This window comes from Streptomyces sp. NPDC101165, from assembly GCF_044768135.1.
Taxonomy (GTDB): Bacteria; Actinomycetota; Actinomycetes; order Streptomycetales; family Streptomycetaceae; genus Streptomyces.
This window is the reverse complement of the sequence record NZ_JBIWPG010000014.1, coordinates 61,249-74,847: the sequence shown is the minus strand read 5'-3', so window position 1 is coordinate 74,847 and position 13,599 is coordinate 61,249. Positions and strand designations below refer to the sequence as shown.

The 13,599-nt window shown below is 70.3% G+C and carries 12 protein-coding genes and 1 tRNA gene; 3 read left to right on the top strand and 10 right to left on the bottom strand.

What is annotated here, in order from left to right; translation table 11 throughout:
- Positions 1-3 precede the first annotated feature (3 nt).
- The gene (locus tag ACIRVH_RS28615; protein WP_403958758.1) at positions 4-750 is read left to right on the top strand and encodes a cobalt-precorrin-6A reductase; all 747 of its coding nucleotides are present in this window, start codon (positions 4-6) and stop codon (positions 748-750) included.
- A gap of 38 nt (positions 751-788) precedes the next feature.
- Here ACIRVH_RS28615 and cobF read toward each other — a convergent pair whose 3' ends face one another.
- Together cobF and ACIRVH_RS28605 are read right to left on the bottom strand one after the other, a co-directional pair.
- Positions 789-1,568: a precorrin-6A synthase (deacetylating) gene (cobF, locus tag ACIRVH_RS28610; protein WP_403958756.1), complete on the bottom strand. Its 780-nt coding sequence runs from the start codon at positions 1,566-1,568 to the stop codon at positions 789-791.
- 66 nt (positions 1,569-1,634) lie between these two features.
- Positions 1,635-2,156 carry a DUF309 domain-containing protein gene (locus ACIRVH_RS28605; RefSeq protein WP_403958753.1) on the bottom strand — a complete coding sequence of 174 codons (522 nt, stop codon included), beginning with the start codon at positions 2,154-2,156 and terminating at the stop codon, positions 1,635-1,637.
- A 105-nt stretch (positions 2,157-2,261) separates the two neighbouring features.
- Between ACIRVH_RS28605 and ACIRVH_RS28600 the strand changes: the two genes are divergently transcribed.
- Positions 2,262-2,335: transfer RNA gene (locus tag ACIRVH_RS28600), tRNA-Pro, on the top strand.
- A 132-nt stretch (positions 2,336-2,467) separates the two neighbouring features.
- Here ACIRVH_RS28600 and ACIRVH_RS28595 read toward each other — a convergent pair.
- Positions 2,468-3,475 (bottom strand): DUF2278 family protein, encoded by a 1,008-nt coding sequence (locus ACIRVH_RS28595; protein WP_403958749.1) that lies wholly within the window; start codon positions 3,473-3,475, stop codon positions 2,468-2,470.
- A gap of 113 nt (positions 3,476-3,588) precedes the next feature.
- On the opposite strand from ACIRVH_RS28595, the gene ACIRVH_RS28590 reads away from it, so the two are divergent.
- Complete coding sequence (locus ACIRVH_RS28590) at positions 3,589-4,371, top strand: hypothetical protein (protein ID WP_403958746.1); 783 nt, start codon at positions 3,589-3,591, stop codon at positions 4,369-4,371.
- Positions 4,372-4,470: 99 nt separating this feature from the next.
- Here ACIRVH_RS28590 and ACIRVH_RS28585 read toward each other — a convergent pair whose 3' ends face one another.
- The 7 genes from ACIRVH_RS28585 to iolD all read right to left on the bottom strand — a co-directional run bounded on the left by ACIRVH_RS28585 (position 4,471) and on the right by iolD (position 13,571).
- A complete protein-coding gene (locus tag ACIRVH_RS28585) occupies positions 4,471-5,103 on the bottom strand; it encodes a hypothetical protein (protein WP_403958744.1) in 633 nt (210 codons plus the stop codon).
- A 214-nt stretch (positions 5,104-5,317) separates the two neighbouring features.
- A complete protein-coding gene (locus ACIRVH_RS28580) occupies positions 5,318-7,345 on the bottom strand; it encodes a beta-galactosidase (protein WP_403958741.1) in 2,028 nt (675 codons plus the stop codon).
- A 35-nt stretch (positions 7,346-7,380) separates the two neighbouring features.
- Complete coding sequence (locus ACIRVH_RS28575) at positions 7,381-8,265, bottom strand: carbohydrate ABC transporter permease (protein ID WP_393470440.1); 885 nt, start codon at positions 8,263-8,265, stop codon at positions 7,381-7,383.
- Positions 8,262-9,242 carry a carbohydrate ABC transporter permease gene (locus ACIRVH_RS28570; RefSeq protein WP_403958739.1) on the bottom strand — a complete coding sequence of 327 codons (981 nt, stop codon included), beginning with the start codon at positions 9,240-9,242 and terminating at the stop codon, positions 8,262-8,264. The genes ACIRVH_RS28575 and ACIRVH_RS28570 overlap by 4 nt, the downstream gene beginning before the upstream one ends.
- Before the next feature lie 8 nt (positions 9,243-9,250).
- Positions 9,251-10,564: an ABC transporter substrate-binding protein gene (locus ACIRVH_RS28565; RefSeq protein ID WP_403958736.1), complete on the bottom strand. Its 1,314-nt coding sequence runs from the start codon at positions 10,562-10,564 to the stop codon at positions 9,251-9,253.
- Positions 10,565-10,853: 289 nt separating this feature from the next.
- Positions 10,854-11,639, bottom strand: a complete 786-nt coding sequence (locus ACIRVH_RS28560) for a GntR family transcriptional regulator (protein ID WP_403958733.1) — start codon at positions 11,637-11,639, stop codon at positions 10,854-10,856.
- Positions 11,640-11,678: 39 nt separating this feature from the next.
- Entirely contained in the window at positions 11,679-13,571 is a 1,893-nt protein-coding gene (gene iolD / locus ACIRVH_RS28555) for a 3D-(3,5/4)-trihydroxycyclohexane-1,2-dione acylhydrolase (decyclizing) (protein ID WP_403958730.1), read from the bottom strand.
- Positions 13,572-13,599 lie beyond the last annotated feature (28 nt).

The window sequence follows — 13,599 nt, the reverse complement described above, 5'->3', positions numbered from 1 at the left end:
CTCATGTCCCCGCACATCCTGATCCTCGGCGGCACCGCCGAGGCCCGGCGCCTCGCCGCCGACCTCGCCGGCCGCCCCGGAGTCAGGGTCACCACGTCGCTGGCGGGCCGGGTCGCCCGCCCGGGCATGCAGGCCGGCGAGGTACGGATCGGCGGGTTCGGCGGTGCGGAGGGCCTGGCCGACTGGCTGCGCACGCACGACGTGGACGCCGTCGTCGACGCCACGCACCCCTTCGCCGAGTCGATCACGGCGAACGCGGCCCGCGCGGCCACGGCCACCGGGGTTCCCGCGGTCGTCCTGCGCCGCCCCGGCTGGCACCCGGGCCCGGGCGACCGCTGGTACGACGTCGCGTCCCTGGCCGCTGCTGCCGAGGCCCTGCCCGCCCTGGGCCGCCGGGTGTTCCTCACCACCGGCCGGCTGGGCCTCGCGACCTTCGCCCATCTGACGGACCTGCACTTCGTCGTACGGTCGGTCGACCCGCCCGAAGCGCCCCTGCCGCCGCACACCGAAGTGATCCTGGCCCGTGGCCCGTTCACCCTCGCCGAGGAGACCGAGCTGCTGCGCGCCCACACCGTCGACGTGCTGGTGACGAAGGACAGCGGCGGCGACGCCACGGCCGCCAAGCTGACGGCCGCACGGGAACTCGGGCTGCCCGTGGTCGTCGTACGACGCCCCCCGCTCCCGGCCGGCGTGACGGCGGTGCCGGACGTGGCGGCCGTACTCGACCGACTGGGGTTCGACGGCCCCTGATCGCCGAACCCGTCGGTCCCGCCGTCTCGTCCCGCCGGTCAGGCCTCGCCGGGATCGGGGTGCCTGCGCAGCAGATACGTGTCCATGATCCACCCCTTGCGCTCCCGGGCCTCGGCGCGCAGCCGCTCGATGCGCGGGGCCGTCTCGGCGAGGGGACCGGAGACCAGGATCTCGTCCGGGGTGCCCAGGTACGCGCCCCAGTAGATGTCGATGTCCTGCTCGGCGTACTTCCGGAAGGTCTGGTGCGCGTCCAGCATCACGACGACGTCGTCCACCCCCTCCGGGAAGCCCTCCGCCAGCCGCCGCCCGGTGGTGATCTGCACCGGCCGCGCCACCCGGTTCAGCCCCGTACGATGCCGGGCCACCAGCGAGGAGACGCTGCTGATGCCGGGCACCACGTCGTACTCGAACTCCACCGCGCCCCGGGCCAGCACCGCTTCCAGGATCCCCAGCGTGCTGTCGTACAGCGACGGATCCCCCCACACCAGGAACGCCCCGGTGCCGTCCTCGCCCAACTCGTCGGCGATCAGCCGCTCGTAGATGCCGGCGCGGGCACTGCGCCAGTCCTCCACGGCCGGCGAGTACGCGGCCCCGCCCGCCCCGCGGTCCCGCTCCGGGTCACGGGCCTCCACCACCCGGTACCCGCCCTCGGGCCGGTGTGCGTCCACCATGTCCCGGCGCAGCTGGGTCAGATCGCTCTTCACCTCGCCCTTGTCGAGCAGGAAGAACACGTCCGTGCTCCGCAGTGCCTTGACCGCCTGCAGGGTCAGCTGGTCGGGATCGCCCGCACCGATACCGATGACATGAATCTTTCGCACACCCCGAGTCTGCCGCATGCCACCGACAGTGAACCCACCGCCTCCACAGGGCCCCGACGGCCTCGCTCAGGAACCGAGCCGCGGCGCCTCGACCCCCGCGTCCACGGGCCCCGCTCCGTGCTCCACCCGCCCGGCCAGCTCCCGGGCCCACCCGGCCAGCCGGGCCAGATCCATCCCGTGCGGTCGCGCGTCGCCCCGCTCGGCCGCCCACCCCTCGATCGCCCCCGCGCCACGCCGCAGCAGCCGCGCCCCACCGACGCTGTTGCCGCGGGCCGCATGGGTGAGCCCCACCGCCAGCTGTGCCAGTCCCCGCCACAGCGTCCGCTCGGACTCGGGCCCCGACTTCCAGGCGTCCTCGAACACTTCATGGGCGTGGAACGGCTTTCCCGCGTCCAGCAGCGCCTGCGCCTCGGCGACCGTCTCCCGCGGGGTCCTGACGACCCCCTCCGGCTGGCGGGCCACCCCCTCCGCCCCGTACGGCAGCGGCCGCCCCAGCCCGTCCCGCGGCCGGGCACTCCGCGCCCGCCCTGCCCCGTCCCGGTCCCGGCTGCCCGCCGGCCTCCCCGCCGCTGCGCCCGTGTTTCCCATACGACCGATTGTCGCCGCCCCGCCCCGGTCCCTCTTCGGTGCACCCCCGCCGGTGGGGTAAAGTTCTGTTCGCGCGATCACGTGGGTCACCGCGAGTGAGCGCACCGGGACGTGGCGCAGCTTGGTAGCGCACTTGACTGGGGGTCAAGGGGTCGCAGGTTCAAATCCTGTCGTCCCGACTGGGAGTCTTCTCCGCAGTCGCATGTCAGAGCCCTGTTTCACCATGGTGAGACAGGGCTCTTTCGTTTCCGGACGCACGGACGCCTGACGATCCCCTCGGGTTGTGTCCGGCCCAGGCCGAGACGATCGTGTCAGAAGGTGATGGTCTGGCCCTCGCGCTGTGCTTGTCGCGCGGTGTAGGAGACGCCGTGGACCTTGAGGCCATCGGGGTCGAGGAGGGTGATGGTGCCGCCTTGGTTGCCGAGGTGGAATCCGTTGCCGGCCGGGACCGTGAGGGTGGTGCCGGGCGGGAGCGGGCCGGTGGGGAGGGGGAGGGTCTGCCGGTTCTGGTCGGCGAGGTGCCATCCCTGGAGGTCGACCGGGGCGGGGGAGGCGTTGAGCACGGTGATGGTCTCGGCCTCGGGTGCGGGGCCGACGGGATTGACCAGCGCGGCCATGATCCGTACCGGTTCCTCGTGGTCGCCGGGGCGGGGCGGTGCGGTGCCGATGGGGTGTCCGGTGGTGTTGTCGGTGTGCCAGGCCTGGGACTGGAAGGCCAGGAAGACGGCGACCCAGCGGTCTTCGGCGGGCAGGTGCAGGAGCAGGGCTCCGTCCTGCCGCACTCCGTTGTCGGAGCGGAAGCGCCCGCTGTTGCCCTGGTTCATGTGGATGTCGTGGATGCCGTCGCCGGGCTGGAACCCGAACACCTTGTCGGCGGCGCCCGTCTCGGGCCCCCATCGCTGTCCGAAGGCGTAGAGGGCGGCGGTGGGATCGGCGATGGCCCGCTGCACGTAGTGGTCGAGCAGATCGGCCAGGTCGTTGTCGGCGCCCACGAGGTCGGGCGGGAGGGTCCGCATCGAGGCGGGGTCGAAGAGGTTGCCCCGGATGAAGTCCAGGGCGGCGGTGCCCGGCTGCGACGCCAGCGCGGTCCATCCGCTGCCGGCCGGGGGAAGCATTTCCGTCACGGGGTGGCGGAAGTTGTCGTCGGCCAGGTAGAGCAGCTCCGAGGGGGCCTGCTGGGACTCGACGTTGACCGCGGCCCGGTAGTGGGTGCCGGCGTCGTCGGTGAGGTGGATCTGGTAGTGCGGGGTGTCACTGGATCCCTCCCGGCGCCGGTCGACGGCGCGGGCGGCCAGCACACCGTATTTCTTCAAGGGCATGACTCATCCTCCGAATCGGTGGGGAAGGCACGGCCACGGTTCGGAGCGTGACCATGACATCCAGATCGAATACTCAGAGTGCACATACAGTGACATTATGCGATAACGGCACCATGGCAGAGACCCTGACGGCCAAGGCCGCCGAAATCAAGATCAGCTTTTCCGGAGACGAAGCCCGAGGGGCGATCGCCGCGCTCGGGCTCCGGGGCGGCGAGGGCCGCCGTCGCACCATTCACTTCTGGGACAGTCCGAGGAAGGGCGGCGACGGCATCTCGCTGCCCTTTCTCGAGCTCGGGGTCATCTTCCGCCTGCGCACGGACGACGAGGATCACGGGGCCGAGCGTGAGATGGACATGACCGTCAAGCTGCGGCCGTGCCCGCCGCTGCCGCCCGAGTGGCAGAAGAACCTCAAGGACGAGGACGAGGACTGGGAGTTCAAGATCGAGGAGGACCGGACAGGTCCCGCCTTCAGGCCCATGCTGTCCGCGTCGCTGCAGGCCGACCGGACGGTCGATGAGGAGCTTGTCGAGTCCGCGCTCAGGCCTGAGCGCGGGGCGCTGGAGGAGCTCCTCACCAAGCCGCACCGCCACCTGTTGCGGGATGCCGTCGAATTGGAGAAGGGGGCCCTCAAGGGTCTGAGGGCGCTCGGCCCTGTCCGCGCCGTCAGGTGGAAGCAGGACTGGGACACGCTGCCCCACTCCGTGGCCATCGAGGAGTGGACCGTCAAGGACCTGCACTTTCTCGAGGTCGCGGTGCGTGCGGACATCGCCGACGCGGCCGGGACCGAGAAGCTGCTCGCGCAGGCCCTGCGCAACCGTGACGTCGACCTGCCACGAACCGGCGAGATGAAGACCCGGCTCGTGCTGACCGCCCTCGCCCGCGACCTGACGCCCTGACGTCGCCTCGATCTCCCACTCGCGCTCCGGGGAGCCTCACCGGGAGAGTGATGGTGCCGGCCCTCGAACCACTGCGGAGAATCCGGGTCCGCGCCCCGCTCAGTAGACCGAACTCAACGCGTCGACCAGCGCCTTCTGAATCTCGGGGAGCGGGCGATCGAGGGCGGTCAGATAGTCCGTGAACTTGTAGTCCACGTAGGTGATGTCCTCACCCCCGGTCCGTGCATACGGAAGGCGCATCGAGGGAATCCCGAACGACTCCGCGACCGCGATGCCGTGCAGCGACGACGAGGCGATGACCGCGCAGGAAGTGATCTGCGTGATGACCTCGTCCACCGGCTGCGTCACGTCGATCACCGTGTCCGCGTCCGGATACGGCCGACGGTCCAGCCAGTGCGGCACCACGCCGAGCCTGTGCTTCACCACCGGAGACCGTTCCCACAGTGCGCCGACCAGCAGCCCCGGGTCACCGAGCGGCACATCGACGCCCAGGTACGCGGCGGTGTGGGCGCCACGAGCCGCCAGTACCGTCCGCGGCGGAGCCCACAGGGGCAGCGGATGCATCAGACCGGAACCCCAGACCACCGTGGCCGGATTCGTCAGCTTGTGCAGGATCGACCCGCACGCCACGAGTTCCGCGTCCTGGACGGAGACTCTCCGCACGCGAAGACCGAGGCGCTCCAGGATCAGCGGACCGAGGGCGTCGCCGAAGTTCTCCCGGCTGTCCGGCATACGCCACGACCACACACCGATTGGCTCCCGCCCCATCAGCCCGCGACCTCTCGTTGCTCACGCCGTTGGAACCGTCCTCGGGATTTTCCATCAACCGGTCGGCGGCGGTGCTCTGACGCGCCCGAGGGGACGGGGCCTCCGGCTCGGGATGAAAGAACGGGGTCCGGAGGGCGCACACGCCCGACTGCGTGTGCGCCCCGGCGCCGGACGCGGTTCACCGGCCGTGCGGCTCCCGCACCACCGCCACGTCCCCGGGCGCGACCGTGACCGAACCGGCCGTCTCCTTGCCGGTGAGGAGTTCCGTGGCGCCCGGTGCGACGGGCAGGTCCGCGCCCCGGCCGGAGTGGTCGATCACGAAGACGTAGTCCGCCTCCGGGCCGCGCCTGCGGACCACTTCCACACCGGCCGGCGCGGTACGCACCGGCTCCACGCCCGCCTCGCTGCGGATCCGGTCCAGGAGGGCGGTCAGCGTGCCCGGGTCAGGCAGCGTGGCCAGGTACCAGGCGGCCCCGGTGCCATGGGCGTGCCGGGTGACCGCCGGGACGCCGGCCAGCGGGCCGTCGGTGTAGGCGGCGACCTCCTCGGCGCCCTCCAGCCGCAGCCGCTCCGACCACAGCGTGCCCGTCGCCCCGTCCGGCACCGCACCGCTCAGGGCGACCTGCTGTCCGGGCAACAGCGGGAACGGCTCGTCGGAGCGCACGCCCAGCACGTCCCGGAACGCCCCCGGGTAACCGCCCAGCCGCACATGGCAGTTCTCGTCGACCGCCCCGCTGTGGAAGCCGACGGCGAGGGTGCCGCCCCGCTCGGCGTACGCCGTGAGGTTCGCCGCGCCCGTGTCGTCGACCAGGTACAGGTTCGGCGCCAGGACCAGGCGGTAGGCGGACAGGGCTGCCTGGTCCGCGTCCGGGCGGACGAAGTCCACGGCCACGCCGGCCCGCCACAGCGGCTCGTACCAGGCCCGCACCAGGTCCAGGTACCGCAGTTCGCCACTCGGCTGGGAGGGCAGTTCCAGGGCCCAGCGGGCGTTCCAGTCCCAGACGACGGCGACCTCGGCCGGGCCGGTGCTGCCGCGGACCTCGGCCAGCGCCTTCAGGTCGGCACCCAGGCGGACCACGTCCCGCCAGATCTGGCTGTCGGTGCCCGCGTGCGGCAGCATCGCCGAGTGCCACTGCTCGGCGCCCGCCTTCGCCGCCCGCCACTGGAAGTACGCGATGCCGTCCGCCCCGCGCGCCACATGGGCCAGCGCGTTACGACGCAACTCACCAGGACTCTTGGCCCGGTTGACGGGCTGCCAGTTCACCGCGCCGGTGGAGTGCTCCATCAGCAGCCACGGGCCGCCCGCGAGCGAGCGCATCAGATCGCCGCTCAGCGCGATGTCGATCTCCGACTCGGGGTCGGCGGACATCAGGTAGTGGTCGTTGGCGACGATGTCCAGCTCCGGTGCCCAGCGCCAGTAGTCGAGGGCGTCGAAGGTGGCCATCACCATGAAGTTGGTGGTGGCCGGGATCGCAGGGGCCGCCGCCCGCAGCACGTCCCGCTCGGCCGTGTACAGCGACAGCAGTTCGTCCGAGCAGAAACGGCGCCAGTCCAGCTGGTGCGTCGGGTTGGGTACGGCGCCGGTGGCGCGCGGCGGCAGGATCTCCTCCCAGTCGTAGTACCACTGGGACCAGAAGGTCGTGCCCCAGGCGTCGTTGAGGGCGGCCAGGTCGTCGCCGTAGCGGGCCCGCAGCCAGCGGCGGAAGGCCGCCGCGCTGGTGTCGCAGTGGCAGGCCGCGTTGTGGCAGCCGTACTCGTTGTGCACGTGCCACATGGCGACGGCCGGATGACCGGCGTACCGCTCGGCCAGCGCGCCCGCGATGCGCAGCGCCGCCTCGCGGTAGGCGGGGCTGGACGGGCAGAACGTCTGGCGGCTGCCGTAGGAGAGGGTACGGCCGTCCCGGTCGACCGGCAGCGCCTCGGGGTGGGCGCGGAAGAACCACGCCGGAGGCGCCGCCGTGGGGGTGGCCAGGTCGGCGGCGATGCCGTTCTCGTGCAGCAGGTCCAGGATCCGGTCCATGCGCGAGAAGTCGAACTCGCCCTCGGACGGCTCCAGCAGGGCCCAGGAGAAGATGCCGACGCTGACCATGCTCACCCCGGCCTCGCGCATCAGGCGCATGTCCTCGGCCCACACCTCCTCGGGCCACTGTTCGGGGTTGTAGTCGCCGCCGTAGGCGAGGCCGGGGACGGACAGGGTTCGTTTCACCGGGTTTTCTTCGTTCTCTTTCAAGTGCGCGCGCCTCAGCCCTTGTTGGAACCCAGGGTGAGACCGCTGACGAACTGGCGCTGGAGCGCGAAGTACACGATCAGCGTCGGGATCGCGGTGAGCAGGGCGCCCGCGGCCACCAGGTTGGGGTCGGTGAAGTACTGGCCCGAGAGGTTGTTCAGCGCCGAGGTGATCGGCATGTTCTCACCGGTCGAGATCAGCACCAGGGCCCAGAAGAAGTCGTTGTAGATCCAGATCGACAGCAGGGTCGCCAGGGCCGCCATCGCCGGCTTGCACAGCGGCAGCGTGATCTGCCAGTACAGCCGCCAGACCGAGGCGCCGTCGACCAGCGCGGCCTCCGTCAGCTCGTGCGGCAGCGAGCGCATGTAGTTGCTCAGCACGAAGGCGCAGAAGCCGGACTGGAACGCCACATGGATCAGCACGAGCCCGAGCGCGGAGTCGTACAGCTTGCCGCTCGCCGTGATGCCGGGCAGGTTCGTGAGCAGGTACAGCCGGTACAGCGGGGTGATGATGACCTGCTGCGGGAGCAGGTTGCCGGCCGTGAAGACCAGCAGCAGCGCCAGGTTGAGCCGGAAGTCGAACCGGCTGACGTAGAACGCGACCATCGACGACAGGAACAGCGTCAGCAGCACGGCCGGTACGGCGATGATCAGCGTGTTGCCGAAGTAGTGCATCATGTCCGACTGGACGAACGCGTTCTTGAAGTTGTCGAAGTTCAGCGTGTCCGGCCAGGACACATAGCCCTTGGCGCTGGTCTCGCTGTACGGCCGCAGCGCCGAGAAGACCGCCCACAGCAGGGGCGCGAGCCACGCCAGGGCCGTGCCGGCGAGGAAGACGTGCAGCAGGACGCGGGCCGGCCGGACGGGAGTGCGCCGCTTCAGCGTGACAGTCGTGCTCATGCGCGCCGCTCCTTCCGGAAGGTGGCGATCAGATACGGGATGATCACCGCGAGGGAGATCACCAGCAGGACGACGGCGATGGCCGAGCCGTAACCGATCCGGCTGGACTCGCCGATGATGTTGTTGGTCACCAGGATCGACAGCAACTCGGTGCCCTGTGCGCCCTTGTTGAAGACGAAGACCAGGTCGAAGGCGCGCAGCGCCTCGATGATGGTGACCACCAGGACGACCGTGTTGGTCGGGCGCAGGGTCGGGAAGATGACGTTCTTGAACGTCTGCCACTCGCCCGCGCCGTCGAGCGCGGAGGCTTCCCTGAGCGACGGGTCGACGCTCTTCAGACCGGCCAGGTAAAGGATCATCATGTAGCCGGTGTGCCGCCAGGACGCGGCGATGAGGACGGCCCACAGGTTGAGCTTGGGGTCGCCGATCCAGTCGATGTAGTGGCCGGGCTTGTTGGCGCCGATGATGCTGTTGATCAGGCCCGTGTCCGGGTTGTAGACGAGCTGCCAGACGAAGCCGATGCACGCCATGGAGATGACGACCGGCAGGAAGAACGCCGTCTGGTAGACACGGCTGAACCGGATCTTCTTGTCCAGCTGCACGGCGAGGAACAGGCCGAGCGGCGTCGGGACGAGGATGAGGACGACGAACCAGATGATGTTGTGCTGGACGGCCGGCCAGAACTGCGGGTTGTCGTTGAAGAGTTGTTTGAAGTTGTCGAGGCCCACCCACTTGATCGAGTCGAACCCGATGCCGTCCCACGTGGTGAAGGCGAGCGCGATGGAGGCGAGGGCGGTGACCCAGACCAGGGCCACGTGCAGGACCGTGGGCACGCCCGCCATCAGGGCGAGCGTGAGCCGGTCACGGCGGGTCAGCAGGCGCCGGTGGTCCTGCGCGGCCCGCTTGGATGCGGAAGCAGCGCCCGGAGGCGGCACGGCGGCCGCCTCCGGTGTCTTCGTCGTCGTGTCGGTCGTCATGCCGCTGCTCACGAGGACGCGAAGATCTGCTTCTTCTGGCGCTCGATCGACGACAGCAAGCCGTCCACGCCCTTGGGGTTCTGGAGGAACTTCTGCAGTCCGGGCTGCATCACCGTCGAGGTGAAGTCCGGCCGGGAGTCGCGGTCCATGAACTGGGTGAGGCTCTTGGCGCCGCTGATCATGTCGAACGCCTTCTTCTGCAGCGCCGAGTAGGAGGAGGTGTCGGCCTTGCTGGAGGCGGCCACCACGCTCGGGTCGCCCTTGAGGTAGGTCTGCTCGGCGTCCGGGGAGCCCAGGTACTCCAGCAGCTTCACCACACCGGCGTGGTTCTTGGGGGCCTTGCTGACCATGAAGCCGTCGGTGGGCGCCTCGACGGTGTCCTGGCCGTAGGTGGGGTTGATCTCCGGGAAGGGGAAGAAGTCGAGGTCGTCCAGGTCGGCCTTGTTGGTGAACTGCTGGGCCACGAAGGAGCCCAGGAGGTACATGCCGGCCTTCTTGGACACCAGCGTCTGGGCGGCGTCCTGCCAGGTGCGGCCCATGAAGCCGTCCTGGTGGTAGGGGAGCAGCTCGGCCCAGTGGTCGAAGGCGGCTTTGACCTTGGCGTCGGTCCAGGAGGCCTTGCCCGCCATCAGCTGGACGTGGAAGTCGTAGCCGTTGAGGCGGAAGTTGATCTGGTCGAAGGTGCCCATCGCCGGCCAGGCGTCCTTGTCGCCGAAGGCGATCGGGACCAGGCCGTCCTTCTTCATCTGCTTGCACAGGGCGACCAGCTCGTCCCACTTGGTGGGGACCTTGTAGCCGTGCTGCTGGAAGACGCTCTTGCGGTAGAAGACCGCCCACGGGTACGTGGTCAGCGGCACGAAGTAGTACTTGCCGTCCTCGCCCTTGCTCAGCTTCTTCATCGCGTCGGGGAAGTTGTCCCCGATCTTGGCCCACACGTCGTCGATCGGCGTGGCCAGCTTCTTCGCCGCGAAGAACTGCATGCGGTAACCGGCGAACCAGTTGAACACGTCGTCCGGAGTGCCCTGCAGGTAGGAGTTGATCTGCTCCTGGAAGGTGTTGTGGTCCTTCGTGTTCACATCGACCGTGATGCCGGACTGCTTCTTGAAGGCTGCGTAGACATCCGTGAAGGCCTTCTTCGGCACGGCGTCGGAGGCGTTGGAGCCGAGAGTGACGGTCTTCGGGTCGGAGGACGAGCCACTGCCGCCGCAGGCGGACAGCAGGGGTATGCCGGCACCTGCGAGGAGGGCGGCACCGCCCGCTCCACGCAGCAGTGAGCGACGGCTGGGACCCGGGACCGAGAGACCGGACGGGGAGAGGCGCATGGCGGCTCCTGAGGCATACAGGGTTCGGTCAAGGGGATGAGCCGATCACCGAAAGGTCCTCGAAACCGATCAGAAACCAACTCGACCGAACATCGTGGCGTAATAACAGCCCCATGTCCGCTCATGCGTCAATAGCTCTGGTCGCACTGGGGTGTCTCTTGCCCGAAACGTAATCGTCACCGTTACCTGCAACTTTGTTGAAGGGCAGGCAGAGCAGCCCCCGCGGCAGCTGCGGCCGCGGGGGCTGTGTGAACACGAGTGATTCCGTTTCCTGGTCTGACCAGGACTGTCAGGGTCTGACCAGAAGCTGGAAGTCGAAGGCGTAGCGCGACGCCCGGTAGACATGGGTGCCGTACTCCACCGGCCGCCCGGTGTCGTCGTAGGCGGTGCGCTGCATGGTGAGCAGGGCCGCGCCCTCCTTCTCGTCCAGCAGGGCGGCCTCCTCGGCGGTGGCGCTGCGCGCCCCGACGGTCTGGCGGGCGCTGTGCAGGTTGATGCCCACCGAGCGCATCATCCGGTACAGGCCCGTCGACTCCAGCCGCTCGGTGTCGAGTTCGAGCAGCGCCGCGGGCAGGTAGTTGCACAGGAACGCCACCGGCTGGCCATGGGTGCAGCGCAGTCGCTCCAGCACGACGACCTCGGCGCCCTCCGCGATACCGAGGGACGCGGCCACGTCGGCACCGGCCGGGACGCGTTCGTTGCGCAGCACCCGGGTGGTCGGGCCCTGCCCGGCCGACTCCAGGTCGTCGTAGAGGCTGCTCAGTTCCAGGGGCCGTTTGACCTGGCTGTGCACCACCTGGGTGCCGACGCCGCGGCGGCGCACCAGCAGCCCCTTGTCGACCAGGGACTGGATGGCCTGGCGGACGGTCGGCCGGGACAGGCCGAGGCGCACGGACAGGTCGACCTCGTTGCCCAGGAGGTTCCCGGGGGCGAGGACCCCGTGCTCGATGGCCGCCTCCAGCTGCTGGGCCAGCTGGTAGTAGAGCGGCACCGGACTCGTGCGGTCCAGGTCGAAGTCCAGTGAGTCGAGCACGGAGCCGGCCACGGGACGAGCGGAGTCACCGGTCCTCGCCACGGGGCACCTCCTTCCAGAGCACGGACAGGGCAGGGCGGTTCACAGGTGCCGACGGCGGCCGGCGACCTGGCGGTCGTAGTCCTCGCGGGCGTGTACGGCCGCCTCGCGGGTCGCGGTCTCGGCCACCGGTACGTCCCACCAGGCCTCGGCCCCGGGGGCGGTGGGCGCTGGGCCCGAGGTGTCCGTCTCCACGTAGACACAGGTCGGCGTGTCGGCCGCGCGTGCGGTGGCCAGCGCCGCGTGCAGCTCCCGTACGGTCTTGGCCCGCAGGACGTCCATGCCGAGGCTGGCCGCGTTGGCGGCGAGGTCGACGGGCAGTGGAGCGCCGCTGAAGGTGCCGTCGGCCGCGCGGTACCGGTAGGCGGTGCCGAACCGCTCGCCGCCGACCGACTCGGACAGGCCGCCGATGGAGGCGTACCCGTGGTTCTGGATCAGGACCAGCTTCACCGGCAGCCCCTCCTGCACGGCGGTGACGATCTCGGTCGGCATCATCAGGTAGGTGCCGTCACCTACCAGCGCCCAGACCACGGTGTCCGGGGCCGCCTGTTGCACTCCGATCGCGGCCGGAATCTCGTACCCCATGCACGAGTAGCCGTACTCCAGGTGGTACTGGCGCCGCGAGCGGGCCCGCCACAGCTTGTGCAGATCGCCGGGGAGCGAGCCCGCCGCGTTGATGACCACGTCGTCGTCCCCGACGACCGCGTCCAGCGCGCCGAGCACCTGCGTCTGGGTGGGCACGGCGTCCTCGTCGGCGGCGCCGAAGGCGCTGTCCACGACCTGCTCCCAGCGCGCCTTGCCCGCCCGGTACTCGGCCTCGTACGCCGGGTCGACGCGGAAGCCGGCCAGCTCCTCGGTGAGCGCCTCCAGGGCGGCCCGGGCGTCGGCGACCACGGTCCGCGCGGCGAGCTTGTGGGCGTCGAAGGCGGCGATGTTGAGGTTGAGGAAGCGGACGTCGGGGTGTTGGAACAGGGTGCCGGAGGCGGTGGTGAAGTCGGTGTAGCGGGTGCCGACGCCGATGACCAGGTCGGCGCCGCGGGCGAGGTCGTCGGCGACCGCGGTGCCGGTGTGGCCGATGCCGCCGAGATCGGCCGGGTGGTCGTGCCGCAGAGAGCCCTTGCCCGCCTGGGTCGCGGCGACCGGGATGCCGGTGGCGTCCACCAGAGCCCGCAGCGCGTCCTCGGCGCGGCTGTGGTGGACGCCGCCGCCCACGACGAGGAGCGGCCTGCGGGCGGCCCGTACCGTCCGGACGGCGTCCGCCAGTTCCACCGGGTCAGGCGCGGGCCGGCGTACGGTCCACACCCGCTCGGCGAAGAACTCCTCGGGCCAGTCGTACGCCTCCGCCTGCACGTCCTGCGGCAGGGCGAGGGTGACGGCGCCGGTCTCGGCGGGGTCGGCCAGGACACGCATCGCCTGGAGCGCCGACGGGATCAGCTGCTCGGGGCGGGTGATCCGGTCGAAGTAGCGGGAGACCGGGCGCAGCGTGTCGTTGACGGAGACGTCGAACTGGCCGGGGTGTTCCAGCTGCTGCAGCAGCGGATCGGCCGGGCGGGTGGCGAAGTAGTCGCCGGGCAGGAGCAGTACGGGCAGCCGATTGACGGTGGCCAGGGCGGCGCCGGTGACCAGGTTGGTCGCGCCCGGGCCGATGGACGTCGTCACGGCCTGCGCCGAGAGGCGGTCGAGCTGGCGGGCGTGTCCCACGGCCGCGTGCACCATCGCCTGCTCGTTGCGGCCCTGGTGGTACGGCATGACATCGCCGTACTCGACCAGCGCCTGGCCGATCCCCGCCACGTTGCCGTGCCCGAAGATGCCCCAGGTGCCGGCGATCAGCCGGTGCCGTTCGCCGTCACGTGCGGTGTACTGGGCGCACAGGAATCGCACCAGTGCCTGGGCGACCGTCAGACGGCTCGTCGATGCGCTCGTCGAGTGGCTCATGCCTCACAGGTGTAGGCGGGAACGGGCA